Source organism: Demequina oxidasica (assembly GCF_000975115.1).
Classification (GTDB): domain Bacteria; phylum Actinomycetota; class Actinomycetes; order Actinomycetales; family Demequinaceae; genus Demequina; species Demequina oxidasica.
This window is the reverse complement of sequence record NZ_BBRE01000003.1, coordinates 53601-80043: the sequence shown is the minus strand read 5'-3', so window position 1 is coordinate 80043 and position 26443 is coordinate 53601. Positions and strand designations below refer to the sequence as shown.

The following is a 26443-nucleotide window of genomic DNA, read 5'->3' as shown; positions in this document are numbered from 1 at the left end:
GCTCAGTCCCCCTATTGGCAACCGCGTAGACTTTTCGCATGCCCTCGAAGCGCCGGTCCTCCAAGCGACCGTATGGGCAACCGCACCCCGAGCTCGACATGAATCGGGCGCGCGGCGGCGGCGCACGCCAGGAGAGCGGGCCGGGCGGTGAGGACTACCTCGTCGCGACCCCGCGCCTCACCGACAAGACGTTTGTGTGCCCGAGTTGCGGTCGGGATATTCCCCCGCAGACGGCGCACGTGGTCGCATGGGCGGCCGATGGGCTCTTTGGTGCGGAGGCCGCTGCGGCTGATCGTAGGCACTGGCACACCTATTGCTGGGAAACATTTGGGAGAACACGTGGCTGACAAGATTGAGTTCGAAGACCTTCGGTCGATGACGGTGCTGCCGGCAGACCGAGAGGAGATCACACTCACCACCGAAGACGGACTAACGCTGGTGGGAGAGTTGTCCCTGCCACGCTCCGGCAACGTGTCTGCAACGCTCATCACGCTGCACCCGCTGCCGACTGCGGGCGGCTTCATGGACTCGCACATCTTCCGCAAGGCCGCCTGGCGCCTGCCCTACCTGGCAGATGTCGCGGTGGTGCGCTTCAATACTCGCGGCACATCGTCACCTCGAGGCACCTCCGAGGGCGAGTTCAGCGAGGGGATTGCCGAAGCAGCCGATGTGAGGGCCGCCGTGGACTTTGCCGCTGCGCAGGGCCTTCAGAATCGATGGCTGGTGGGCTGGAGTTTTGGTACGGAGCTGGCGCTTATGCACGGTGCCGACCTGGATGTTGAGGGAGCCATATTGCTCTCCCCGCCACTGCATCGGGCAAAAGACGCTGACATGGAGCGTTGGGCAGCCACGGGCAAGCCTGTCACCGCGCTGGTGCCCGAGTTCGACGACTTCCTGCGGCCCGACGAGGCGCGCGAACGCTTCACGCCGCTGACTCAACTGGAGATGGTGCCAGTCGAGGAGGCCAAACACCTGTGGGTAGGCGAGAAGTATGTGAGAGTGGTCTTGGACGCCATCACGGCGCGGGTCGCCCCGGACCGCTCGCCGCTTCCCGACCGCGTCCCACAGGAGGACGTCGCATGACCTCTCTATTGCCGACCGCAGCGCCGCTGGTGCTACTCAACGCGTTTCCCGTCGACCGTGCCCAGTGGGAGCCGCTGATCGCGCTTTTGGGTGACTTTGACGGCGACATCATCTCCTTTGACATGCCCGGCATCGGCGAGATGCCGCTGCCAGACGAGGATCCGTCACTCGACCTCATCGCCGATGCCGCGGTGCTCGCCATGCGCGAGGCTACGGGGCACGATGCTGCGGTGTGGGTGGGGTGCTCGATGGGCGGCTATGTGGCCTTGTCCGTTGCCGAACGCTACCCTGATGCCGTCACCGGGCTGGGACTGCTGGACACTCGCAGCACGGCCGATGACGAGGCCGGCGTGGCCAAGAGGCTAGGCCTTGCCGATAGCCTAGAGGGCAAGGATGGCGCCGAGGATCCGCGAGCGATGGCCGAGCCGCTGGTGGGCACTCAGGGAGATGCTCGCGAGGACTTGGTAGCCGCAGTGGCGGCAAATATTGCCCGCCACTCGGGAGACGGCATTGCGTGGGGTCAGCGAGCTATGGCCGCACGTCCCACCCGCACTGAAGTATTGCGGCTGGTAGATGCACCATCGGTGGTGATCTACGGCGAGAACGACACCATCACCAGCCTCGAGGACGCGCGGATCATGGCTGACGCGTTGGGTGTCGAGGTCTCGGTCATCGCGGGCGTCGGACACCTGAGCGCCTACGAGAATCCACAGGCGGTCGCGGATGCGATCGCGCCGCTACTCGGCCACTAGCCAGTCGCGCGTCCATAGTAGTGAGTTTACTAACTACTGTTACCAGTCGTTGCCGCCGTCCAGGCGCTTCTCCAGCGCAGTGGCGATGGGCATCGACTCACCGTCGCGGCCACCCTTGCCCAGTTCGAGGGGCGGGGGAGAAGGCTCAACGGTAGTACCCGTAAAACGCGACATGAACCGCGGGGGAGCGGTCAAGACATAGAAGTTGCCGTCCGCGTCCACCGCAACTGAGTGATTCTGCTTGAGGTACCAGCCGGTCAGGTTGGTGCGGTATCGCGAGTTGCCGTCGTACGACCGCGCCGACAGCGGCTCGGGGGTAATCCCGGCCGCCACGGCATCGGCCACAAACTGCTTGATCAGCTCCGCGGCCTGACGCGACTCACCCGCCTCACGGCGGGCAAGCGCATCGGCCTTGCGAAGTGCTGCTTCGCCGCGCTCGTCCGACCACGCTGAGTCGGTCATGGGTGGACTACTTCACGTCAGACGTGTCGGACTCGGCAACCTCAGCATCGGCGGCGGGAGCCGCCTTTTCCGCTGCCTCGTGCTCGTCCTGCAACTTCGCGGCAGCGGCGAGGTTAGACACCGGGTCCGCTCCCAGCAGGCCGCGCAGGTCGTCGAGGTAGCCGGTGATTGACTCGCGCTGGCGGTTAAGCTCGTCCACCTCGCGCGATGCCATAGTGCGCTCGCGCTCGGCGTCGCTGACGGCCTCGGAGATAATCGTCTCGGCGTGCTCGCGGGCGTCCGAAACAATCTCGTCGGCGTTATTGCGGGCATTGCTGAGTAGGGTCTGCGAGTGGACCTCCGCTTCGGAACGCACGGTCTCCGCGCGCTCGAGAGCGGCAGCGAGTCTTTCCTCGGCTTCGCCTGCACGCTGTTCCGCATCCGCGACCAGGGCGGCGGATTCGTTCTTGGCGTCCTCGTAGCGTTGCGAGAGCTCCTGTTCGGCCTGCTCGCGACGCTGGGCGACCTCCACCTGCAGGTCCTCGCGTGTTCGGCGCGCATCGTCACGAGTGGACTCGGCCTCGCGGTGCGCATCCGCAAGTTCCTGCGCGGATGCGGCCGACGCCGCCTCGGTGGCCTCCTTGGCGTTCGCCTCGGCGCGAGCCGTGGTCGCCTTTGCGTCGCGCTCCGCGGCGGCACGCAGCTCAGTCGCCTGCTGTCGAGCAGTGGCCAAGGTGTGCTGCGCCTCCGCAGTGAGCTGCTGGGCCTGCTCCTCTGCCTGCTCGCGCTGGGCGGTGACGTCGGCATCAGTGGTGGCACGCAGGTCGTTTGTCTCTGCCTCCGCGGTGGCCCGCAACTGCGAAACCTCCGCGTCGGCAGTGCGACGGAGCGTGGTGGTGTCGGAATCAGCCTTGGAACGCAGCTGATCCGTCTCTCGCTTGGCTGTGGAACGAAGTTCGCCAACCTCGTCGCGTGCGACGGCACGGAGATCGGCGACCTCGGCCTCGACCCTGGCGCGCAGTGACTGCGTCTCCTCGTCGGTGACGGCCCGTAGGTCATCGGTTTCCCGCTTGGCGGTGGCGCGGAGTTCCGCGACCTCGCGCTCGGCCGCTACGCGCTTGGCCTTGATGTCTTGGTCCGCGCTGGCGCGCAGTTCCGCGACCTCCTGATCGGCTGTGACTTGAAGCTCTGTCACCTCATCCTGGACTGCGGTGCGAAGTTCGTTGGTTTCGCGCTCGGCACGGCTCCGTAGCTCGGCTGCGTACTCGTCAGCCGCGGTGCGAATGTCGTTGGTCTCGCGCTCGGCACGCGTACGTAGTTCGGCGACCTCGTCCTGAACTGCTATACGCAGTTCATTCGTTTCACGTTCGGCACGTGCCTGAAGGTCGGCCACTTCATCCCGAACATTGGTACGTAGCTCGTTAGCCTCGCGGTCGGTGCGGTTGCGTAGCTCCGCGGTCTCCGCCTCGACGGTAGCTCGCAGTTCCTCGGCATCGCGCTCTGTACGCGTGCGCAGCTCGTCTGCCTCGCGAACCGTCCGGGAGCGTAGCTCGTCGGTCGCACGCTGGGTTTGGTCACGCAGCTCGTCCATCTCGTGCTCGGTGACGGCACGTAGTTCGCTGGTCTCGTGCTCAGTGACATTGCGGAGTTCGTCTGTCTCACGCTTGGTGGCGCTGCGAAGCGAGTCGGTTTCCGCCTTAGCAGTGGCGCGTAGCTTGGCCACCTCGTCTCCGGCCTCGGTGCGCCATCGCGAGACCTCAGCGTCGGCCTCCTCGCGCAGTCGAGCGGTCTCCGCGCCGGCCTTGGTGAGCGCGGCGTCGGCCTCTTCGCGTAACGTCGCTGCGTCGTTCTCGGCGGTGGCGCGGATGTCCGATGCCTCGGCCTCGGAGATTTCGCGCAGGCGAGCGATGTCGCTGTCTGCTTCCTTACGCAGGCGCGCTGCTTCCGCGGTCGCGGCCTCAAGGCGGCTCGCTGCCTTGGCCTTTTTGTCGGCGGACTCGGCGCGGGCGCCGTCCTTGATGCGGATAGCGTCATCCTTGGCGGCGGCGAGTAGCGCAGCGGCCTCCTCGCGAATGCGCGCGTCCTCGCTGGCAGCCTCGGCGGCAACCTTCTCGGCCTCCGCACGCGCGGCCTCGGTGAGTTCGCTTGCCTCGCGCTGGCTCTTGACTCGGAGCTCGGTTGTTTCGCGCTCGGCTGTGGCGCGCAGGGTGTGGACCTCGCGCTCAGCGCCGGCACGGATCTCCGCGACCTCTGCCTCGATCGATCCACGGACGCGCTCGGACTCGCGACGTGCCTTGTCGACGAGTTCGGCACTCTGCCGGTCGGCGGACTCGCGTACGGACGCTGCTGTGCTCTCAGCCTCCGTCTTCACGGTCTCCGCGGTGCGGCGGCTCTGCGCCAGAATCTCGGCGACCTCGTTGTCGGCGCGGGCACGCAACTGCTGTGCGGCAACAGTGGCGCGGGCCACGGCGTCCTGGGCGTGTGTGTTGGCACGCGCGACCACATCGGAGGACTGTTCCTCTGCGGAGCGGAGCAGTTGCTCAACGCGTGCGCCGAGGCCCTTGTACGTAGGTTGATCGTTCTCTCGCAGGGTCTTCTGGGCCTCGTCTAGTGATGCCCTTGCCTGCTGTGCTTCGCTGCGCGCGGTCTCTTCAGAGCGCTTGGCGTCGCGAACCGAATCCTCGAGCCGTGCGATGTGGGCGGCGACCGCTTCGCGGTCAAAGCCACGCATCGTCACGGGAAACGGGAGGTTCTCTTCCGACATATCTTCTCCTTCGGCGCCTTACGCGCAGTCGTACCCAGGGTAGTGTGCCCGCTGGGGCGTGACAAAGCGACATTTCGCCACCGTCGCGCGTTTACTCCTAGAGTGTTCTTGAAGGAATGGAGATTTTCTTGTCTTTACGCACCACTGGGCTGATCGCTGGAGTGATCGGCGTGATCCTACTTATCGTGGGGTTCGTCGCTGATTCAGTGCGCCCGCCAGAAGACGTCGTGGCTCACGCCGACGTGTCAACGTCCGTTGTTGTCGTCCAATCTGACTTCCTCACGATCTCTCCCGAGGGGACGCTTTCTGTTGAGGGTGACGGCGAGATCGTCGCGTACACCGCTCGCCCCGTGGACGCGGAGGCCTGGCTCGCCGAGGTGGATTACACCGAGGTCAACAGCCTGCCCGATTGGGAAGTGCTTGGCACGCGCGATGTCGCGGTCCCATCGCCCACCCCTTCTCCGGAGCCCTCGAGTTCCACCAGCGCCTCGGCGTCTGCGGAAGCAAAGACGGACGAGAAGAAGGAAACTCCCAGCCCTTCTCCGTCACCGGAAGAGAAGGAATCTTCGAGTGCTTCACCCAGCCCCTCGGCGAGCCCCGAGCCGGCCATCGTTCCCACGGAGGCCGATCCCTTTATCGCCACCGAGGGCCGCTCGACGGACCTGTGGCGCAACTCTTTCATTGCTACCAACCGCCTCGATATTGCAGTCGATAGCGTTCCCACCGGACTCACCTTGGTCGTCATGACTGAGGACGGATCCGCTCTGACCGGTACTGACCTGACGCTCACCCGTGTGGTGAACGACGACTGGATCACGCCCCTGTTGTGGTGGGGTGCTGTCCTCGTAGTGGCGGGTCTCATCGCGCTGGTCGTCCTCTTCATCGATCTGCGACCCGCACAGGCACGTGGCGAGTCCTGGATGGCCTCGCGTTCGGCAGAGAAGAAGGGCATTGAGAAGGACGGTTCGCGCCGTTCCCGCCGGGCCGCCGGGGCAGCCATCCCCCAGGCGAGCCTGGACGATGCTCCAGCAATTACGGCCGATGCCGCGACGGCTGAGGAGGTCACTGAGGCTGAGGCCGACGCCGAGTCAGGCGTCGACGCATCGGCTGAGTCCGACGGTGTCCTAGCCGATCGCGATCGGGCAGCCGAATCCGACGGCGTCCATGGCGACCAAGACACTCACGCGGACGCGGAGTCCACGGAGGGTGTGGAAGCTGGCGTTGACCACGTGAACGACGCGACGGAGGGCGGGCCCGACGACGGCCCGGCACCCGACGGAACGGAGGATCGCTCATGAGGCGCATCACAGCGGTAGCGATGGCCGCCGCGGGTTCAGCAGTCCTGCTCGCGGGTTGCACACCCGCGGTCCCAGTAGCGGGTGTCGCCGAGCCCGTCGAGGTGACGGCAGCCGTGACCGATGACCAGAGCGCTCGCGTCCAGTCGCAGACCTTCGAGGAACTCGCCGTGGCCGACGAGGCCAAGTCGACCAAGACGCTCGATGTGCGCGTCGGCGGTGACGCCAAGGTGGTCCGCGGTGCTGAGTACAAGCAGCAGTCGGCCGATGACGGACCCAAGCCTGACGTGTTGCCGGCCGACATGCAGGCCGTGTACGTCACGAGCGCAGACACCTGGCCCCGCGTGATGGTGGGAGTCTCCGACCAGCCGAGCGAGGACACGACGCCCGTGGTGTCGGTGTGGGTTCAGGACGACGTTGATACGCCGTACCAGTTCCGCAACTGGGCGCACATGGTGCCTGGCGCGACGCTGCCCGCGATGCCCGGGCCCACGGTTGGTGCGGACGAGCTCTCCATGGACTCGACCATCGGGGATGACACGCTGCAGTCGTACGTGGACAACTACCTTGAGTTGCTGCGCAAGGGTAAGGACGACGACCTTAACGAGACGTTCGCGGACGATAGCTATCGCGACCAGCTCTTCACCGCACGTGGCGTCCTCACCGAGGCAGCTAAGAAAGCCGACGGAAAATACGTCGATACTGTGGAGCCCGAAGAGAAGTCCACGTACGCCCTTGCTACCGCGGACGGCGGAGCGTTGATCTTTGCTCCTCTACGCATCGACTCGTCGTTCTCCGTTGAGGACGCGAAGGTGTCCGTGCCCGCGGCCGACGAGCCTTTGGTTGATGGCGACTTGGTAGACAAGGTGACGCACGAGTACCTTGACATGGTCGTCATGTACGTCCCACCGGCGGACAGCGAGGATCTTCCCGCGGTCGTGGCGGCTGACCACCACCTTGTACGAGTGAGCCCCGACGGAGCAAAGTAATGGCAGTTAGTCCCGACCCGGTCTCGATGCGCGGCGCGGTTGATCTCGCAGCGCTCGCGGCACAGCAGCAGCGCGCGGCTTCGAAGCCTGCGGATTCCACCTCGATCGAGTTGACCGAGGAGAATCTTCAGGACGTCGCACAGCAGTCCGCGCAGGTGCCGATCGTGATTGCCTTCGTGTCTGCGACATCGCCTGCGAGCGGTGAGCTGGCCGCCCGGCTCGACGTGCTGGTGGCCGAGTACGCCGGCAAGTTCCTCGCCGCGCAGTGTGACGTCGACGCCCAACCAGGCATCGCCCAGGCCTTTCAGGTTCAGGCGGTCCCGGCAGTGATGGCACTCATCGGGGCCCGCCCCGCACCGCTGTTCCAGGGCAGCGCGTCCGACGAGCAGATTCGCGAGGTGCTCGACCAAGTGCTCGACGTTGCTGCCCAGGCTGGCGTGACCGGCACCGGGGCGGCCCCTGATGCGGCCGTAGAGGCCGCCTCAGAGCCCGAACCGGAGCCTTTGCCCCCGTTGCACCAGGAGGCTTTCGACGCCATTGAGAGCGGCAATTACGAGGCTGCCGAGGCAGCGTACGACCGCGCGCTGGTGGAAAACCCCAAGGATGCGGATGCCCGTGCTGGTCGCGCCCAGGTGCGGCTCATGGCTCGTACCCTGACGGCGGACCTTGGCGCGGTGCGCGCCGCGGCAGCCGAGCACCCTAACGACCCGTCGGCCCAGATGGCGGTTGCCGATATGGACGTCGCCGGCGGCCAAGTCGAAGACGCCTTTGTGCGCTTGCTGGATACCGTGCGTGTGACGCAGGGCGACGAGCGCGAGGAGCTACGCCAGCGCCTGCTCGAACTCTTCGACGTGGTGGGCGGTGCCGACCCGCGCGTGCTTAAGGCGCGCCAGGCCCTCGCCTCCGCGCTGTATTAGACCAGAGGCGAGTACAGCGCCGACACATGGTCGGCGCTGTACTTCCTAGCCCTGCTTGGGGGCGAAGACCACTGCGCCGAGTGGAGGCAGCCGCACGGTTGCCGAGGCGGGGAAGCCGCCAGCGGCCTTGCTCTTGGCTTTCACCTGACCGAGGTTTCCTACGCCCGAACCACCATAAGCTTCGGAGTCGCTGTTGAGCACCTCGTCCCACTCGCCGGCCAGTGGCATCGGCAGTTTGTAGTTCTCGTGCGGGACGCCGGCAAAGTTGATCACCACCACTACGGGGTTGCGATCGTCGTCGTAGCGGATGAAGGACAGCACGCAATGCTGTGCGTCGTCGGCGTCAATCCATTGGAAGCCTTGAGGGCTGGAGTCGTCCTGCCAAAGAGACGGGTAGCGCTTGTATAGCCCGTTGAGGTCCCGCACGAGGTCCTTGATTCCGGCGTGGAGGGGGTCTTCGAGCTGCCACCAGTCAAGCGATCGGCCCTCGGACCATTCGGCCTCCTGGCCAATCTCGCAGCCTTGGAAGATGAGCTGCTTGCCGGGGTGGGTCCACTGGTACGCGAAGAGGGCTCGAGCGCCGGCAGCCTTCTGCCAGGCATCGCCGGGCATCCGCTCCCAGAGGGAGCCCTTGCCGTGAACGACCTCGTCATGGCTGATGGGCAGCATGAACTGCTCGGAGAAGGCATACATGAGCGAGAACGTGACTGAGTGGTGGTGGTGAGATCGGTTGACCGGATCCTCGCCCACATACTTCAGGGTGTCGTTCATCCACCCCATGTTCCACTTGAGCCCAAAGCCCAGGCCACCGCTGCTGGTGGCCTGCGTGACACCGGGGAAGGCGGTGGACTCCTCGGCGACCATGACAATGCCGGGGCAATTGCGGTACGCCGTCGCGTTGGCCTCCTGCAGGAAGGCAATGGCGTCAAGGTTCTCGCGGCCACCGTGGATATTCGGGCGCCACTGGCCTGGCTGACGGGAGTAGTCCAGGTAGAGGATCGAGGCGACGGCGTCTACCCGCAGGCCGTCGGCGTGGAATTCCTTGAGCCAGTAGATCGCGTTGGCGACCAGGAAGTTGCGGACCTCGGGACGACCGAAGTCAAAGATGTAGGTTCCCCAGTCTGGTTGTTCGCCGCGGAGAGGATCCGGGTGCTCGTACAGGGGGGTGCCGTCAAAGCGGCCAAGTGCCCACTCGTCCTTGGGGAAGTGTCCGGGGACCCAGTCCAGCAATACGCCGATGTCTGCCTGGTGGAGTGCGTCCACTAGGAAGCGGAACTCATCTGGAGTGCCAAAACGCGCAGTAGGCGCGTAGTACGACGTCACCTGGTAACCCCAGGACCCACCGAAGGGGTGTTCCATGACGGGCATGAACTCGACGTGGGTGAACCCGAGTTCCTTGACGTACGCGACCAGCTCGGTTGCGAGGTCGCGGTAATTGAGCCCTTGGCGCCACGAGCCAAGGTGCACCTCGTAGACGCTCATTGCCTCGCGATGCGGCTCGCTGTAAGCGCGCTTCTCCATCCACTCGTCGTCGTTCCAGGCGTATGCCGTCTGGGTGACGATCGAAGCAGTTTGTGGCGGCACCTCGGTGCGACGTGCCATGGGGTCGGCCTTCTGCTGCCAGCGGCCGTCCTTGCCGAGCACTTCGTACTTGTACGGGGTGCCGTCGCCAATTCCGGGTACGAACAGTTCCCAAACTCCGGATGCGCCCAGCGAGCGCATGGCGTGGGTTGCCCCCTGCCACATGTTGAAACTGCCAACGATGCGAACGGCGCGGGCGTTAGGCGCCCACACTGCGAAGGCGGTGCCGTGGACGTCTCCAAGCACGGAGGGGTACGTCTTGACATTCGCGCCCAGCACGTCCCACAGGCGCTCATGGCGCCCCTCGCGGATCAAGTGCAGGTCGAGTTCACCGGTGGAGGGCAGGAAGCGATACGGATCGTCAGTCACGACCGGCTGGCCGTCGTAAGTCACGTGCACGCGGTAGTCGGGAGCGTCAGTGCCGGGTAGGTGTGCGACCCACACCCCCTCATGCTCGTGGGTTGCACTGTAGGTACCGTCAAGCGTCTCTATCTCGACTACGGAGGCCAGCGGCCGGAGCACGCGGATGGCCACGCCGTCTGCGCCAACGTGTGGGCCAAGGACTGCGTGGGGCTCGTGATGCGTGCCAGCAGCGATGTCGTGAAGAATTGCCTTGTCTACGCCGCTAGGCATGCTTAACCACCAACCAATAGAAGGACTGCGGACCAAACGTCAGACGTAGTGTGCCATCGTCGCCGACGTCCTGGAATGGCGTCTTTGAGATGATGGTTTTGACTTTACCGCCGGCGTAATCCTCGAGCGTGAGTAGCGCTGATGATTGGTGCGTGGAGAAGTTCATCGCCACCAACACAGACTCGTCCTCGTGGGTGCGCAGGAAGGAGAACACGGCAGGGTTGTCCGACGGCACATCCTTATAGCCACCATCGGAAAACGCGGGGTGCTCGGCTCGTGCCTTGAGGAACCGCCGCATCCAGAAGAGCAGCGATGTGGGCTGCATGAGCGAGCGCTCGATGTTGACCCCGTTGTAGTGGAACAGCAGCGACTGCACAGTGGGCAGATACAGCGCACCCGGGTCAGCGTCAGAGAACCCCGCATTGCGGTCGGGTGTCCATTGCATTGGCGTGCGCACCGAGTCTCGATCGGGTAGCCAGACGTTGTCGCCCATCGCGATCTCGTCGCCGTAGTACAGGCAGGGCGTACCCGGCAGTGACAGGATCAACGCGTGAGCGAGTTCAAGTGCCTGCTCGGAGTTGTCCAGCAGGGGCGCGAGCCGGCGACGAATGCCGGTGTGCGCCTTCATCTGTGGATGAGGCGCGTACCAATCGAACATCTGGTGCCGCTCGTCCTCACTGACCATCTCGAGCGTGAGCTCATCGTGATTGCGCAGGAACGTTGACCACTGACCCTTGGCCGGAGGCACAGGGGTGTCGTGCAGCACTTCTCGCAGACGCGTCGCGTCCTCTGCCTTGAGGGAGTGGAAAATGCGGGGCATGACTGGGAAGTGGAAGCACATGTGGCACTCCGGCTCTTCCTCAGTGCCAAAGTACTCGGCGGCCTCGTGTGGAGGCTGGTTGGCCTCCGCAAGCAGCACCGCACCGGGGAACTCGGTGTCCACCATTTTGCGCAGGTCACGCAGGAACTGGTGAGTACGGGGGTCGTTTTCGCCGGAATTGTCCTCGTCCTCGAACAGGTACGGCACGGCGTCGAGGCGGAAGCCGTCGATGCCCTTCTTGAGCCAGAAGCGAGCAATGTCGAACATCTCCTGCTGCACGGCGGGGTTCTCAAAGTTGAGGTCCGGCTGGTGTGAGTAGAAGCGGTGCCAGTAATACTGCTCACGATGCGCATCCCAGGCCCAGTTGGACGTTTCGACATCGGTAAAGATGATGCGCGCATCGGTCCACTTCTGGTCCGTGTCTGACCACACGTAGTAGTCGCCGTAGGGGCCGTCCGGGTCGGTGCGTGACGCCTGGAACCAGGGGTGCTGGTCCGAGGTGTGGTTCATCACGAGGTCGATCGTGATGCGCATGCCGCGCTTGTGGACTTCCTTGATGAGCTTCTCGAAGTCGCGCATGGTGCCGTAGCGGGGGTCGATGCCGCGGTAGTCCGCGACGTCGTAGCCGCCATCGCGCATCGGCGAGGGGTAGAACGGCGGCAGCCACAGCGCGTCGACGCCCAGCCACGCAAGGTAATCAAGTCTCTTGATGAGGCCACGGAGATCGCCGATGCCGTCGCCGTCGCTGTCGTGGAAGGCGCGGACCATGACCTCGTAGAACACCGCATTGCGGTACCAAAGTGGGTCGTTAGTGAGATCGCGGTCTCGTTTTGGAAGGGACTTCAGCAATTCCTTCATGAGTTATCTCACCCCTGCAACGTGCGCCGTTGTCACCGCGGGGTCAAGCCGCACGTAAAACTCGCGACCCCAGGTGTAGGTTGCGCCGGTGAGAGCGTCATCGACTGTGATGGCGTCCTCCTCGGTCAATCCGATGGCGGCCATGTCGAAGGTCACCACTGCATCGTGCACGACGTCGGTGTCGAAGCTCACAATCGTAATGACCGCATCGGCCTTGCCAGTGGGTGAATCCTCGGCTGAGACATACCGGCTGAAGCAGAGAATATTTGGGTTGTTCGTGGTGTGAACGTGCAGTCCACGCTGCCGGCGCAGCGCCGGGTGAGCTGCTCGCTGCGCGTTGAGAGTGGTGAGCAGCGTCTCAAGACCGTAGTCGTCTGCTCGGGACCAGTCGCGCGGTTTGTACTCGTACTTCTCGTTGTCGATCTGCTCCTCGACACCGGGCCGCGGCACGTTCTCGACGAACTCGTAGCCGGTGTAGATGCCGAACGAGGGGGAGGCTGTTGCCGCGAGCACTGCCCGCATCTTGAACATGGGCGCGCCGCCGCGTTGCATATCCGGCGTCAGAATGTCGTGCGTAGTGGGCCAGAAGTTAGGGCGCATGTAGAACGAGCTCTCACCCGCCAATTCCTCGAGGTACTCTGCCATCTCCGCGGCGCTCTGACGCCACGTGAAGTAGGTGTAGCTCTGGTGGAAGCCAATCTTGGCGAGCGTGTGCATCATCGCCGGCCGAGTAAACGCCTCGGACAGGAAGATCACGTTGGGGTGGTCCCTGGCGATGTCCGCGAGTAGCCATTCCCAGAAGGTCAGCGGCTTGGTGTGCGGATTGTCCACGCGGAAGAGCGTGACGCCGGCATCGATCCACACCTGCAGCACGTCGCGCACTGCTTGGGAGACGCCCTGCGGGTCATTGTCGAAGTTCAACGGATAAATATCCTGGTACTTCTTGGGAGGGTTCTCCGCGTAGGCGATGGTTCCATCGAGCTGCGTGGTGAACCACTCGGGGTGGTCCGTGACCCAAGGGTGGTCGGGGGAGCACTGGAGCGCGAGGTCCAGGGCCACCTCGAGGTCATTCTCGCGGGCCTTCTTGACGAAGTTCTTGAACGTACGCATGGTGCCCAGGTCCGGATGGATCGCGTCGTGACCGCCCTCGGCTGCGCCGATCGCGTATGGACTTCCTGGGTCGCCTGGCTCGCACGTGAGCGAGTTGTTGCGGCCCTTGCGGTGAGTGGTGCCGATGGGGTGGATCGGCGTCAAGTACACGACGTCGAACCCCATGGCGGCAATGCCGGGCAGGCGCTTCGCCGCGGTGGTGAACGTGCCCGATGTCCACGCACCGGTGCGCTTGTTCTGTCGCGCCCCCTCGGAACGAGGAAAGATCTCGTACCAGGACGACGCGAGAGCACGTTCGCGCTCAACGAGCAGTGGGTACGTGTTCGAGGTGGTTACCCAATCGCGCAACGGCGCGGCGGTGAGGACATCCTTGACGGCACCAGACACCGCTGGGGCGAGCCGCGCATCGGGCGCCAGCATTTTGTTTGACAGTGCGGCAACGGCCGACTTCAGTAACTTCTGACTGGCGGCCGGACGCTTGACCTCGGCAATAGCGCGCGTGAGCACCTCAACGCCCTCGTCCAGCATCAGTTGGACGTCGACGCCCGCGGCAACCTTGAGCTCAGCCGCATGGGCCCACGTGGAGTAGGGATTTGACCAGGCCTCAACACGGAACAGGTGGGGGCCCTCGTGCTGAGGGACGAATGACACCTGGTAGCGGCTGTTGCCAAAGTCGTCGAGCGGCATCGGCAGAATATGCTCGACGCCGCCGGGAACGGTGACAACGACCGTGGCCCCTTCGGCGTCGTGACCCTCGCGGAAGATGGTCGCCGTGATGGGGACGGCCTCGCCGACGACGGCCTTGGCGGGCCAACGTCCCTCCTCGAGCGAAGGCTGGACGCCTACGATCGGGATGCGTCCAACGGACATGTCGCTTGAGTGCTCCATGCACCGAACCTACCGGTCATCGGGCTTGCTGGGTAGCCACACGGCGGGCCTGAGCACAAAGGTTTACTTAAGTGCTGTCGCGGACCACCAGGCTTGTGGGAAGCGTGACGGACTTGCTGGTGCCGCCTTCAATCACGTGCAGCAGCAGCCCGACCATTTCCGAGCTGATCTGTTCGAACGGCTGGCGCATGGTGGTCAGCGGCGGCTCGACGGTCAGGGCGAGCCCGGAGTCGTCGAATCCAATCACCGAGACATCCTCAGGAATGCGCTTGCCAGCCTTGCGGAGGACGCCCACCGCGCCTGCGGCCATGGAATCAGATGCGGCGAACACGGCGTCGATGTCGGGGGCGCGCTCGAGCAGCGCCGCCATTGCTGCGGCGCCGGACGCCATGGAGTAATCGCCGGGCTCGACGAGGTTCGGATCAAAATTGTCGCCCAATTCCTCGCGGAAGCCCACGAGTCGGTAACGGCCGCCGGGGGTGTCGGCGGGGCCTGTAATCATGCCGATGCGCTGGTTACCGCGCTCCACGAGGTGGCGGGTGGCGGTGCGCGCGGAGACAATCTCGTCCACCGAGACTGTGGGCATGTCACTCGCGTGGCCGAGCGGGATTCCACAGGCGACGGTGGGCACGCCGGTGGCGATCAACGACTCGAGCAGCGGGTCGGACTCGTGGGAGGAGATCAGCAGCACGCCGTCGACGTGGCCAGCACCCAGGTACTGCGCCACATTAACGTGCTCCTCGGGCGTTCCCGCGACGAGCAGGACCAGGGTCATATGACGCTGCGAAAGTTCCTGTGCTGCACCTCGTAGGAGCAGTGAGAACGTGGGATCCGCGAACAGCAGGTGCTGTGGCTCAGTTAGTAGAAAGGCGACCGAGTTGGATCGACCGGTGGCGAGGCTGCGGGCGGCCGCGTTGGCGTAGTAGCCGGTGGTCTTGATGGCCTGGTCGACGGCGGCCTTGGCGTCGGGCGAGACCCAGTGGCCGCCGTTGATGACGCGGGAGACCGTCCCACGGGAGACGCCAGCCGCCGCCGCGACATCGCGGATGGTCGGCTTGCGTTTGCTTGTCGGCGTGGTTTCCACGTGGTGAGCCTAGCGGCATTTCTGGATGCTCGCATGAAAGAAGGCAACAGAACGCTGGGAACGGTCACAGTTCGGTAACGAGGCGGCTTTCGACTTGCGGGGCGGCGTCAATCTGGGATAGAACTGTGACCGGTCACAGTTTTGACACAGTTCCGACACAGTGACTCGACCGAAAGCCCGAATCAACACAAGGGAGTGGCATGACGACGCAAGGCAGTTGGCCAAGCGTTCCAGGCATCGCCTACGGCGGGGACTACAACCCCGAGCAGTGGCCGCGAGCAACTTGGAACGAGGACGTCGCGCTGATGCGCGAGGCCGGGGTCAACCTCGTGAGCGTTGGCATCTTCTCGTGGGGTCTGATCGAGATCAGCGAGGGTGTGTTCGACTTCGCTTGGCTCGACGAGGTCATCGACCTCCTCCACACCAACGGCATCTCCGTTGACCTGGGCACGCCCACCGCCTCGGCCCCTGCCTGGATGTTCGCGAACTATCCCGAAGCGCGCGCCGTGCGTGCGGACGGCGTTGCCCTGGGTTTCGGCTCGCGGGGCATGATGTCGCATTCGCACCCGGCGTACCGCACCGCGGTGGCTCGCATCGCCGGCGCACTTGCCGAGCGCTACGCAGCCCACCCGGGCGTTGTCATGTGGCACGTGCACAACGAATACGGTGTGCCCGTGGGCGAGGACTTCTCGCCCGCATCGGTCGCGGCGTGGCGTGAATGGCTGGCCCACCGCTACGGCTCGCTCGACGGTCTCAATGCAGCATGGGGCACCGCCTTCTGGGGCCAGCACTATGACCAGTGGGATCACGTGATCGCCCCCGCTGTTACCGCCTCGACCCCTAACCCCGCGATGAAGCTCGACTGGGCGCGGTTCACCGACGACCAACTGCGTGCCTGCTACCGCGCCGAGCGGGACGCGATCCGTGCCTTTAGCGACAAGCCCGTCACCACCAACTTCATGGCACACCAGTCGTGGAACCTCGACCTGTGGAAGTGGGCTCGCGAGGTCGACATCGTCGCCAACGACCATTACCTCTGGGCTCAGGACCCCGAGTCCCACGTGGGCCTTGCGCTCGCGGCGGACCTCACGCGCTCGGTCGCGGGCGGTGCGCCCTGGATTCTGATGGAGCACTCCACCTCCGCCGTGAACTGGCAGGGCCGCAACATCGCCAAATCTGCGGGCGAGATGTGCCGCAACTCGCTTTCCCACTTTGCGCGCGGCGCTGATGCAATCCTGTTCTTCCAGTGGCGGGCCTCACGTTCCGGCGCGGAGAAGTTCCACTCGGCGATGCTGCCGCACGCCGGCGCGGACTCCCGCGTGTTCCGCGAGGTCGTGGACCTTGGCGGACGGCTTGGAGCGCTCGAGGAGGCGAAGGGATCGCGCGTCGACGCCGATGTCGCGGTGTTGTACGACTGGGAGTCGCTCTGGGCGCAGGATCTCGAGTGGCGTCCGTCCGACGACGCGCAGTTCCGCGAGCGCATGCGCACCTACTACGAGCGGCTGTGGCGGGACGGGGTGACGGTGGACTTCGCACACCCCACTCAGGACCTCGGTAAGTACAAGATGGTGGTGGCTCCTGCCTCCTACCTCCTCACGGCCGATGCCGGCGAAAACCTTGCGCGGTATGTCGAGGCAGGTGGCACGCTGGTGGTGTCGTACTTCTCGGGAGTCGTCGACGAGCATGAGTCTGTCCACGAGGGCGGATACGGCGCACCCCTGAAAGCTGCGCTCGGGGTGACCGTCGCCGAATACCTGCCGATGCGTGAGAGCGAGACCGCAAAGATCGCCTGGACCCACGGAGATGGACTGACGCTTGCGGCCGACACCTGGCAGGAGGACCTCGTGCTCGATGGCGCAGAAGTCATCGGCACGTACGTCGACGGACCCGCCGCCGGATCGCCCGCGATCACGCGCAATTCGCACGGCGCCGGCCATGGGTGGTACGTCAGCACCCATCTGAGCGTCGACGAACTCGGACCTTTGATGGCGGCGGCCTACGCCGACGCTGGGTTGGTCCTCGCAGGGAGTCCCGAGGGGCTCGAGGTTGTGATGCGCCAAAGCCCTGAGGCCGACTACCTGATAGCAATCAATCACTGCGATGCGCCCGTCACAGTGCCCGCATCTGGCATTGAAATGTTCACCGGTCGCAGCGTCGCCCGGGAGCTCACCATCGTCGCCGGCGGATGTGCCGTTGTGCGTACCGCGAAGTCACCCGAAGGCGGTGAGCGCTGACCTGACTTCCTAGGCGCTGGTGTCCTAAGCATCGGCGCGTTCACACTCTCCACCCGCGGCCGGGTCGCCCGACCCGTCGCTCGTAGTACCCAATCGCAATGTCGCGATCTCGCCAGAGACGCACAGCGCGACCTCACTCTGGAAGGAAAATCCATGCGTAACAAGTTTGGAATTGGCGTCGCATTTGTCGCGACCGCAGCCCTGATCGCCGGGTGCAGTTCTGACCCGGAGCCCGCGGAGTCGGCATCGACCGCGCCTGCCGCATCGACGTCACCGTCCGACGCTCCTGCAATCGACGGCACCGGTGCCGAGCTGGTGGTGTGGACCGACGCTGAGCGCGAAGGTGCGCTCAAGGCTGCGGCTGAACAGTTCGAGACCGACACGGGTGCCACCGTCACCTTGGTTCAGAAGAACTTCGAGGACCTCCGCAACGATTTCGTGGCTCAAGTGCCTACGGGGGAAGGACCCGACATCACCGTTGGCGCACACGATTGGCTGGGCGCACTTGTCACGGCCGGGGTGGTCGACACCATCGACCTTGGCGACAAAGCAAATGATTTTCAGGAAGTCGCGCTCGACGCCATGACGTATGACGGCCAGCTCTATGGCCTTCCGTACTCGACCGAGGCGATCGCGCTCATCCAGAACGCGGACCTGGTGGGCGACACCGCTCCCACGACGTGGGACGAGATGATCACCATGGCCAACGAAGCTGGCTTCGAAGACCGTCCCTTCATTCTGTTTACCAACGGTGCCTCGGGCGACGGCTACAGCGCCTACCCGCTACAGACGTCATTCGGCGCACCCGTGTTCGTCCAGGACGAGTCCGGGTCCTACACCAACGAAGTCGGAATGGGCGGCGAGAATGGCGAGGCCTTCGCTCAGTTCCTCTACGACAACGGCGCCAAGGGCACCGGAATCTTCTCCGACACGATTGACTACGACACCTCCAACCAGCTGTTCTCTGATGGCAAGTCGCCGTTCATCATGCAGGGTCCGTGGATGCCGTTCTTCGACGGTGGTGACATGAACCTCGTCGTCTCGCCGATGGTCTCCGCCGGCGGCGAGACTGCCGCGCCGTTCGTCGGTGTGCAGGGCTTCTACCTCAGCTCGCAGAGCAACAATGCTCTGCTTGCGAACGACTTCCTGGTGAACTACATGGCTACCGCGGAAGCACAGCGCACGCTGTACGAGGCAGACCCTCGCCTTCCCGCGCTATCGGTACTCGCCGATGAGGTGTCGTCCGACCCCATCACCGCAGGATTCGTCGCATCGGCCGCCGCTGGTGTCCCTATGCCTTCCATCCCCGAGATGGGCAACGTGTGGGACCTGTGGAACGCCGCCGAGATTCAGATCATCACTGGTGCAGAGCCGGTGTCGACCTGGGACAACATGGTGACCGAGCTCGAGAAGTCACTCGAGGGTTAGTTCTTTGAGGTGGGGCGGGACGCCCCGGCGTTTCGCCCCACGCACCACCTCTTCGCGCTTGACGGCCGGCCTACGGCAATACTGATTGAAATTCCAGGAGACATAATGTCGAAAGACGCGGCAGCCGCGGTGAACCGGCCCGGCCAGCACCCCGAGCCTCGGGTGTCCCACGCGCGTAACCTGCATGGCATGGGCTGGGGCTTCTTTGTGAAGCTGCTCGTGATGGCAGTCATCAACGCGCTCGGCATCAGCATCATCATGTCGGCCATTAACGTCGAGGCCTGGGTCATCCTGGGTGCCTCCGTCGTACTCCTGGTCGTCGCCGATGTGGTCTATTTCACCAAGCGGGCGATGCCGCTGAAGTACATGCTCCCTGGCCTCGTGTTCCTCTTTGTCTTCCAAATCTTCACGCTTGGCTACACGGGCTATGTGGCCTTCACGAACTACGGCACGGGCCACGCCGGAAACGAGCAGCAAGCGGTCGACGCAGCGCTCATCCAGGCGGAGCACCGAGTGCCGGATTCGGTCTCCTACCCCCTCGCCGTGGTGCGTGACGGCGACACCATCGGCTTCGCGATCAACGACGACGGGTTCGTCGAGGTCGGAACTGCGGAGGACCCCCTCGCACCCGTCAACGGTGCGGCAGTCGATGCCTCGGGGACTCCCACGGAGGTACCCGGCTGGGAGATCGTGCCCCGTAGTGACCTCTTTAGCGACCAGGACTTGCAGGACACCGTAGTTAACCTGCGCGTTCCCGTCTCCGACGATGCCGAGGACGGATCGATTCGCACCCGTGAGGGGCAGACGGGTGCGATCTATAAATCGACGATGGAATGGGACCCCGACGCCCAGACGCTGACGGATACAGAGACCGGCACGGTGTACGAGGCCTCGGCGAGCGGCAACTTTGTTGCCGAGGACGGCACGATGCTGCCGACGGGCTGGGTCGTCACCGTTGGCTTTGACAACTTCCAGCGCGCCGTGACCGATACCGCGCTTGCGGGGCCGCTGCTCGAGGTGACTCTGTGGACCTTCGCGTTCGCCATCCTGACGGTGCTCACGAGCTTTGGCCTCGGGCTCCTGTTCGCGATGATTTACAACGACCAGAGGGTCAAGGGACGCAAGTTTATCCGCACCCTGTTCATCCTCCCGTACGCGTTCCCGGCATTCATGTCGGCACTCCTGTGGCGGGGCATGCTGAACAAGGAGTTCGGGGTCATCAACGACCTGTTCTTCTTTGGTGCGGATATCAACTGGCTGGGCGACGAGTGGCTCGCGCGGTTCGCGATCCTGTGGGTCAACCTATGGCTGAGCTATCCGTATTGGTTCCTAGTCTGTACTGGCGCCTTGCAGGCGCTCTCCGGAGAAACGATGGAGGCCGCGAAGATTGACGGTGCCGGGCGCTGGCGTCAGTTCCGCTCCATCACGCTGCCGCTGCTCATGGTGTCCACTGCGCCCCTGGCCATTGCCTCGTTCGCGTTCAACTTCAACAACTTCACGATTATCTACATGCTCACCGAGGGAGGTCCCGCCTTCCCAGGCACTAGTGGCCTCGGCTCCACTGACATCCTGATCTCCGCGATCTACAAGATCTCCGGCGTCTCGGGTGGTGTGGCCGACTATGGCCTCGCGTCGGCGCTGTCGATCATCGTCTTCGTGATCGTGGGAATCATCTCCGCAGTCGCATTCCGTCAGACCCGCAAGCTCGAGGAGATCTAGAGATGTCCGAGCAAACCGTCAAAGTAGCCCGTCGCTCTCCCACGCGCCGCAGTCGCTGGTGGGCCGAGGTGGGGTGGAAGTATCCGCTCGCCGCCATCATCGCGTTCTATGCGATCTTCCCGCTGGTCTACGTGCTGTCGGCGTCGCTGTCAGAATCGGGGACCCTCACTGGCTCGAGCAACCTGTTTAGCGACATCTCGTTCGCCAACTATCAGGCACTGGGCGAGACCACGTTCTGGACGTGGGTGGGCAACACGCTGATCGTCGGCGGCGCCACCGCCGTAGGTGCTGTCTTGATGGGGGCGGCGGCGGCGTATGCCTTCTCACGCTTCCGCTTCAAGGGGCGCCGGCCCGGCCTGACCACGCTGCTGATTGTTCAGATGTTCCCGCAGACGGTCGCGTTTGTGTCCGTTTTCCTGCTGCTGACGGCACTGGGAAACGTGGCCCCGGCACTCGGAATCAACTCGAAGATCGCGCTCATCTGTGTGTACCTGGGCGGCGCATTGGGCGCGAACACTTTCCTGATGTACGGCTTCTTCAACTCGATTCCCAAGGAAATGGACGAGGCCGCGAAGATCGATGGGGCCACGCATGCGCAGATCTACTGGCGCCTGATTATGCCGCTCGTGACTCCCATCCTCGCGGTGGTGGCTTTGCTGGCGTTCATCTCCGCCTTTGGTGACTTTATCCTCGCCAAGATCGTGCTCGTGTCGCCGGACCAGTGGACGCTCGCGGTGGGCATGTACCAGTGGGTCTCCAACCAGCTGACCAGCAACTGGGGGCTCTTCGCCGCCGGCGCCGTGGTCGCATCCTTGCCGGTTCTGGCGCTCTTCCTCGCCCTTCAGAAGTACATCGTGGGTGGTCTTACCGCCGGATCCGTCAAGGGCTAGCACGCAATACTTATGAGACAACGAGGTCTGTGGATTGGAGGCGCCGTCGTGGCTGTAGCCGCCATTGGAGTGGGCGCGGGCATACCCGCGACGACCGGTACCGATTCCGGAGTGATAGACGCCGGAATCGTTGTCGACAAGGTCGACGGCCTCCCCACGGACTTCATCAACGGAGTCGACGTGTCCTCAGTGCTGGCGCTCGAAGCCAGCGGCGTCATCTTTCGCGACGACGCCGGCACGCCCGCGGATCTCTTCGCCGTGCTCGCCGAGCACGGCGTGACCGACGTGCGCGTACGCGTGTGGAACGACCCGCACGATGCTGATGGCCAGGGTTACGGCGGCGGCACCACCGACGCCGCTCGCGCGACGGAGATCGGCAGACGCGCGACCGACGCTGGCCTGCGAGTGCTGGTCGGCTTTCACTATTCGGACTTCTGGGCGGATCCTGCAAAGCAGCGCGCGCCCAAGTCTTGGGAAGAGACGTCGGATGAAGAGCGTGCCGCAGTCGCGGGGGAGTTCACCCACCAGACCTTGACCACGATGAAGGACGCGGGGGTCGACGTTCGTGTAGTCCAGGTGGGCAACGAGACCAATAGCGGCGTCGCAGGCGTGACCGCGTGGGCTGGCATTGCGGCCATCTTCTCCGCGGGCAGCGCGGCTGTCCGCGACGTGTATCCGGACGCTCAGGTGGCTGTGCACTTCGCCAACCCCGAAAAGGAAGGCGCCTACGCGAGATACGCCTCCATCCTCGACTATTTTGACGTCGACTACGACGTCTTTGCCAGCTCGTACTACCCGTTCTGGCATGGCACCACGGAGAACCTCACCGCGGTGCTCAGCGACATCGCGAACACCTACGGCAAGCAGGTCATGGTCGCCGAGACCTCCTGGGTGCGTACCCTCGAGGACGGCGACGGCTCTCCCAACGTCGTCGGCACCGCTGATCTGGCGACGGCCTACCCAGTGAGCGTGCAGGGACAGGCAACCGCCGTGCCGGGAATCCTCGTGGGTGAGGATGGTGTCGCGACCATCGCGGTCACCGGCACGCTCGGCGGCGAGGACTGGGGCTTCATCGATGGATTTGAGCTTCGCCCGGAGGATGCGTGATCGCGGCGTCGCCGCGAGTCCGAGTTAGGACCCCGCGGGTCACCTAGTAGCAGTAGCCGGCCGTCAATCGACGCGCCGAGTCAGGTCAAAGAAGATCAAGGGAGATGCAATGCGCAGCAGACTGGGAGCGGTCACAGCCGCCAGTGCCATGGCGATGGGGATGGTCGCGATAGCGCCCGTTGCCGTCGCAGCGGACGATGACCCCATCGAGGCCGGGATTACCGTCCCCAAAGTTGAGGGCATGGGCGACAACTTCATCAACGGGGCGGACTTCTCGTCAATCTTGTCGCTCGAGGAGTCGGGCGTGATATTCCGCGACGACTCGGGCGCGGAGGCGGACCTCTTCGAGGTGCTCGCGGACCATGGCGTGAATTATGCGCGCATTCGCGTGTGGAATAGCCCGTTTGACGATGACGGCAACGGATACGGCGCCGGCAACGTTGACGCCACTCGCGCCACGGAGATCGGCAAGCGCGCGACCGACGCGGGCATGAAGGTGCTCGTTGACTTCCATTACTCGGACTTCTGGGCGCACCCTGGTCAGCAGGTCGCGCCGCGGGACTGGGCCGGACTGACGCTTGAAGACCGCGCCACCGCACTTTATGACTACACAGCACAAACGCTGCAGGACATGGATGACGCCGGTGTAGATGTGGGCATGGTTCAGATCGGCAACGAGACCACAGGCGGTCAGATTGCCGGAACCAGTGGTTGGGACAACACCGCTCAGCTATTTCAGGCAGGCTCCGAGGCGGTGCGAGACACGCTAAGCAGCGACGTCAAGGTCGCGGTCCACTTCACCAACCCTGAGCGCGCTGGTCAGTACGCGACTGTCGCAAAGGCTCTCGACGACCGCAACGTGGATTACGACGTCTTCGCGAGTTCGTACTACCCGTTCTGGCACGGCACCCTCGACAACCTCACCTCGGTGCTGGACCAAATTGCGACGACCTATGACAAGGAGGTTGTGGTCGCCGAGACCTCCTGGAACTACACGCTCGAGGATGGCGATGGGACCACTAACGTCATCAAGGCCTCCAACGCAAGTAGTGCCTATTCCTCCTCGGTTCAGGGACAGGCACTCGCCGTCCGCGACGTCATGCAGGCGGTGGCAAAGGTGTCCGACGGCAAGGGACTGGGAACTTTCTATTGGGAGCCCGCGTGGCTCCCGGTGGGCCCGCCGTCCGACTACGACAGCAACTGGGAGAAGTGGGAGGAGTTCGGCTCCGGTTGGGCGACGAGTTACGCCGAGCACTTCTACGACCCGAATGACGAGGTCGAGGGCCCCGCAGACGCGTATGGCGGCTCCGGTTGGGACAACCAGGCACTTTTCGACTTCAATGGCTACCCTCTCGAGTCGCTCAACGTCTATGAGTACGCACGCACCGGTTCGGTCGGCCCGCGCGAGTTCGACTCCGTGGTTGCACCGTTGATCACCGTCACCGACGGCGACACCGTCACCCTGCCGTCCGCTGTCGACGTTCGCTACACCGACGGAGTGACGGAGTATCAGGACGTGACGTGGTCCGCCTCCACCGCGTGGATCACGGGGCCCGGCGTCTACGCCATCAAGGGAACGACAACCGCTGATATTGCGGTTACCGCGAGTATTACCGTGCTTGAGGCGGGTAGCTCTGGCGAGAACTTCGTGTTGAACCCCGGCTTTGAGAGTGGCGTCGAGCCATGGACAGGTACCGGTTCGGGATACACGATCAGCGCCAACGACGACCCGTTCGAAGGGTCAAAGTCGACGCATTTCTATTCCTCGAATGCGTTCAGCTTTGGACTTCAGCAGGTAATCACCGGAGTTCCAGCAGGCACCTATCGGCTGTCAGCCAAGATGCAGGGTGACGGCGGCACGACCGGCGTCATTAGCATCGCGGCGGCGTCGGGGATCTCGACCGTCAACGCTCCGGCAACGCTCGACGGGTACCTGAACTGGCAGACTCCCACCACGGAACTGCTCAACGTTGGCGCCGATGGTGTTGTCACCATCTCCGCGAGTTTCAACCTGCCAGCAGCCTCCTGGGGCACAATCGACAACTTTGCACTCGTTGCCGACTCGGAAACTGTGACCGCAGATACCTCGGCACTCGAGGCCCTGGCAGCCGAAGCCGATGCGATCGACCGCGAGGGCTACACGGTGTCCTCTGTTGCCGCGCTCGACAAGGGTGAGCGCCGAGCTCAGTTCGTGTTCGACTCGCCCGCTCCGAGCAAGGCTGCCGTTGACGCCGCCTGGACTCAGTTGCGAGGTGCCATCGATGGACTGACCACGGGCGAGGCCACAGTGCCAGACCCCACGGTTCACCCTGCAGTGGTGGAGTCGGTTGAGGGGGACGAGATTGTGCTTCCGGGCACGGTGACGGTGGAGGCCTTTGACGAGTCCACCACCACGGAGTCGGTGATCTGGAACGACGTGTTGGACCTCATCACGTCGCCGGGCACCTACGTCGTCCATGGTGTGTCCCAAAACGGCTGGGCAGCGACCGCCACCGTAACCGTGACGGCTCGCAACTGGATCCTCAACGGCGGCTTCGAGAGCGGCGTCGACGATGTGACTCCGTGGCAGATCATCGCTGACCCCTGGCCCGCCAACGCGGATACCGGGACACTTTGGGTAATGGACACCGGCGACGCGTTCGGGTCTTTCGCCCTCAACATGTGGTCCGACGCCGCGACAGGGGAGCCTTTCGAGTTCAGCGCCACTCAGGAAGTCAACGGTCTCGCACCCGGCGTATACCGCCTGAGTGCGGGATTGATGGGCGCGGACGAGGGTGAGGCGAGTGCCGCAGTCGAGCTCGTCGCCAACCCCGGGGACGCTGAGTTGACGGTGCCAATGGAGTTGCTGGGCTGGGGCAACTGGTCCACGCCGAGCGTCGATGCAGTTGTTGGCGACAACGGCATCCTCACCGTACAGGTGAGGGGGGACTGGGGTGTCGGCGACTGGGGCTGGGTTGACCAAGTTTCACTGATACGCGTGGCTGACGCCAGCGGCGTCGATGCGGCAACGCTCGAGGACGCAATCTCAACTGCGGGTGCCATCGACAGAGAAGCCTTCACGGCGGAGTCTGTGGCCTCCCTCGACGTGGCTGTGAACCGCGGTCAGATTGTGCTCGCGGCGTCGGGACGGACTCAGCAGCAGGTGGACGACGCCACAGTCGCGATCACCACGGCGCTCGGGGCGTTGGTCGAGGCCACCGACCCGGAGGACGGTACGGATCCCGACGACGGCACCGGTACAGACCCGGACGATGGCACCGACGGGGGAACCGGCACGGACCCAGACGACGGATCCGGCACCGGCGGCGACTCAGGTGCGGACGGGGACGCCGGCGCGGGTGGGGGTGCGGACTCTGGAACCGATGAGGACTCGGACTCGACCCCGTCGGCCGGAGCAACGTTCCACGTGCCGTTCACCTCGGTGGTCCCGGGTCAGACATTCGACCTCACGCTCACCGGACTCACCGGTGATGAGGTCGAGGTCGGCATCGCAAGCACCTACCAGCAGCTCGCGACGGCCCAGGTGGTTAACGGTGAGGCGACCGTCACCGTCACGATCCCAATGAATCTCGAACCTGGCGTGCACCACCTCCAGGCCTACGACGACGCGAATAGCCTCATCGCCGAGTACGAGATCACGGTGGTTGCGGCCGCTGATGACACGGCGGACGCACCTGTCTCCACGGACGACGATGCGTTGTCCACGACGGGTACCGATGCGGCGGTGATGGTAGCAATCGCGCTGGCGCTGTTGGCGGCAGGTCTACTCATCACGCGTCACTCAAGGCGCCGCACGAACTAGGCCAGAGTTGTGGTGGCCGGGCGCACTCCTCCGCGCCTGGCCACCACG

General features: G+C 64.3%; 18 protein-coding genes. 12 read left to right on the top strand and 6 right to left on the bottom strand.

Features of this window, described 5'->3' with window-relative positions:
- Positions 1 to 38: 38 nt before the first annotated feature.
- The 3 genes from AOP77_RS12125 to AOP77_RS09265 are packed head-to-tail and all read left to right on the top strand — an operon-like array spanning position 39 to position 1835.
- A complete protein-coding gene (locus AOP77_RS12125) occupies positions 39 to 347 on the top strand; it encodes an Rv1322 family protein (protein ID WP_084622515.1) in 309 nt (102 codons plus the stop codon).
- Between the two features lie 28 nt (positions 348 to 375).
- Positions 376 to 1083 (top strand): alpha/beta hydrolase, encoded by a 708-nt coding sequence (locus AOP77_RS09270; RefSeq protein WP_062213452.1) that lies wholly within the window; start codon positions 376 to 378, stop codon positions 1081 to 1083.
- Positions 1080 to 1835, top strand: coding sequence for an alpha/beta fold hydrolase (locus AOP77_RS09265; protein ID WP_062212815.1), 756 nt, complete (start codon positions 1080 to 1082; stop codon positions 1833 to 1835). Before AOP77_RS09270 ends, AOP77_RS09265 begins: the two co-directional genes overlap by 4 nt.
- A 39-nt stretch (positions 1836 to 1874) precedes the next feature.
- Here the strand turns inward: AOP77_RS09265 and AOP77_RS09260 are convergent, their stop codons facing one another.
- Both AOP77_RS09260 and AOP77_RS09255 read right to left on the bottom strand, forming a co-directional pair.
- Positions 1875 to 2297: a hypothetical protein gene (locus AOP77_RS09260; protein ID WP_062212813.1), complete on the bottom strand. Its 423-nt coding sequence runs from the start codon at positions 2295 to 2297 to the stop codon at positions 1875 to 1877.
- A 7-nt stretch (positions 2298 to 2304) separates the two neighbouring features.
- Positions 2305 to 5040 (bottom strand): apolipoprotein A-IV repeat region-like domain-containing protein, encoded by a 2736-nt coding sequence (locus AOP77_RS09255; RefSeq protein WP_062212810.1) that lies wholly within the window; start codon positions 5038 to 5040, stop codon positions 2305 to 2307.
- A 128-nt stretch (positions 5041 to 5168) separates the two neighbouring features.
- Here AOP77_RS09255 and AOP77_RS09250 point away from each other — a divergent pair, with 128 nt between their 5' ends.
- The 3 genes from AOP77_RS09250 to AOP77_RS09240 are packed head-to-tail and all read left to right on the top strand — an operon-like array spanning position 5169 to position 8241.
- On the top strand, positions 5169 to 6338 hold the full coding sequence (locus AOP77_RS09250) for a hypothetical protein (protein ID WP_152649852.1): 1170 nt from the start codon (positions 5169 to 5171) through the stop codon (positions 6336 to 6338).
- Positions 6335 to 7324 carry a DUF8094 domain-containing protein gene (locus tag AOP77_RS09245; protein ID WP_152649851.1) on the top strand — a complete coding sequence of 330 codons (990 nt, stop codon included), beginning with the start codon at positions 6335 to 6337 and terminating at the stop codon, positions 7322 to 7324. Before AOP77_RS09250 ends, AOP77_RS09245 begins: the two co-directional genes overlap by 4 nt.
- Positions 7324 to 8241: a tetratricopeptide repeat protein gene (locus AOP77_RS09240; RefSeq protein ID WP_062212802.1), complete on the top strand. Its 918-nt coding sequence runs from the start codon at positions 7324 to 7326 to the stop codon at positions 8239 to 8241. The genes AOP77_RS09245 and AOP77_RS09240 overlap by 1 nt, the downstream gene beginning before the upstream one ends.
- Before the next feature lie 45 nt (positions 8242 to 8286).
- On the opposite strand, the gene glgB is transcribed toward AOP77_RS09240, so the two are convergent.
- The 4 genes from glgB to AOP77_RS09220 form a co-directional block, all read right to left on the bottom strand.
- On the bottom strand, positions 8287 to 10455 hold the full coding sequence (glgB, locus tag AOP77_RS09235; RefSeq protein ID WP_062212798.1) for a 1,4-alpha-glucan branching protein GlgB: 2169 nt from the start codon (positions 10453 to 10455) through the stop codon (positions 8287 to 8289).
- The gene (treS, locus tag AOP77_RS09230) at positions 10448 to 12133 is read right to left on the bottom strand and encodes a maltose alpha-D-glucosyltransferase (RefSeq protein WP_062212794.1); all 1686 of its coding nucleotides are present in this window, start codon (positions 12131 to 12133) and stop codon (positions 10448 to 10450) included. Before treS ends, glgB begins: the two co-directional genes overlap by 8 nt.
- Before the next feature lie 3 nt (positions 12134 to 12136).
- On the bottom strand, positions 12137 to 14131 hold the full coding sequence (locus AOP77_RS09225) for an alpha-1,4-glucan--maltose-1-phosphate maltosyltransferase (RefSeq protein ID WP_152649850.1): 1995 nt from the start codon (positions 14129 to 14131) through the stop codon (positions 12137 to 12139).
- A gap of 67 nt (positions 14132 to 14198) precedes the next feature.
- Complete coding sequence (locus AOP77_RS09220; protein WP_062212789.1) at positions 14199 to 15215, bottom strand: LacI family DNA-binding transcriptional regulator; 1017 nt, start codon at positions 15213 to 15215, stop codon at positions 14199 to 14201.
- Between the two features lie 200 nt (positions 15216 to 15415).
- Here AOP77_RS09220 and AOP77_RS09215 point away from each other — a divergent pair, with 200 nt between their 5' ends.
- From AOP77_RS09215 to AOP77_RS09190, 6 genes are all read left to right on the top strand, one after another.
- Entirely contained in the window at positions 15416 to 17449 is a 2034-nt protein-coding gene (locus AOP77_RS09215; RefSeq protein WP_062212787.1) for a beta-galactosidase, read from the top strand.
- A gap of 153 nt (positions 17450 to 17602) precedes the next feature.
- The gene (locus tag AOP77_RS09210; RefSeq protein ID WP_062212785.1) at positions 17603 to 18877 is read left to right on the top strand and encodes a sugar ABC transporter substrate-binding protein; all 1275 of its coding nucleotides are present in this window, start codon (positions 17603 to 17605) and stop codon (positions 18875 to 18877) included.
- A 105-nt stretch (positions 18878 to 18982) separates the two neighbouring features.
- A complete protein-coding gene (locus tag AOP77_RS09205; protein WP_062212783.1) occupies positions 18983 to 20596 on the top strand; it encodes an ABC transporter permease subunit in 1614 nt (537 codons plus the stop codon).
- 2 nt (positions 20597 to 20598) lie between these two features.
- Positions 20599 to 21486, top strand: a complete 888-nt coding sequence (locus AOP77_RS09200) for a sugar ABC transporter permease (RefSeq protein ID WP_062212781.1) — start codon at positions 20599 to 20601, stop codon at positions 21484 to 21486.
- A 48-nt stretch (positions 21487 to 21534) separates the two neighbouring features.
- Positions 21535 to 22593 carry a glycosyl hydrolase 53 family protein gene (locus AOP77_RS09195; protein WP_062212778.1) on the top strand — a complete coding sequence of 353 codons (1059 nt, stop codon included), beginning with the start codon at positions 21535 to 21537 and terminating at the stop codon, positions 22591 to 22593.
- Between the two features lie 109 nt (positions 22594 to 22702).
- Positions 22703 to 26395, top strand: a complete 3693-nt coding sequence (locus AOP77_RS09190; RefSeq protein WP_062212775.1) for a glycosyl hydrolase 53 family protein — start codon at positions 22703 to 22705, stop codon at positions 26393 to 26395.
- Positions 26396 to 26443: the final 48 nt, after the last annotated feature.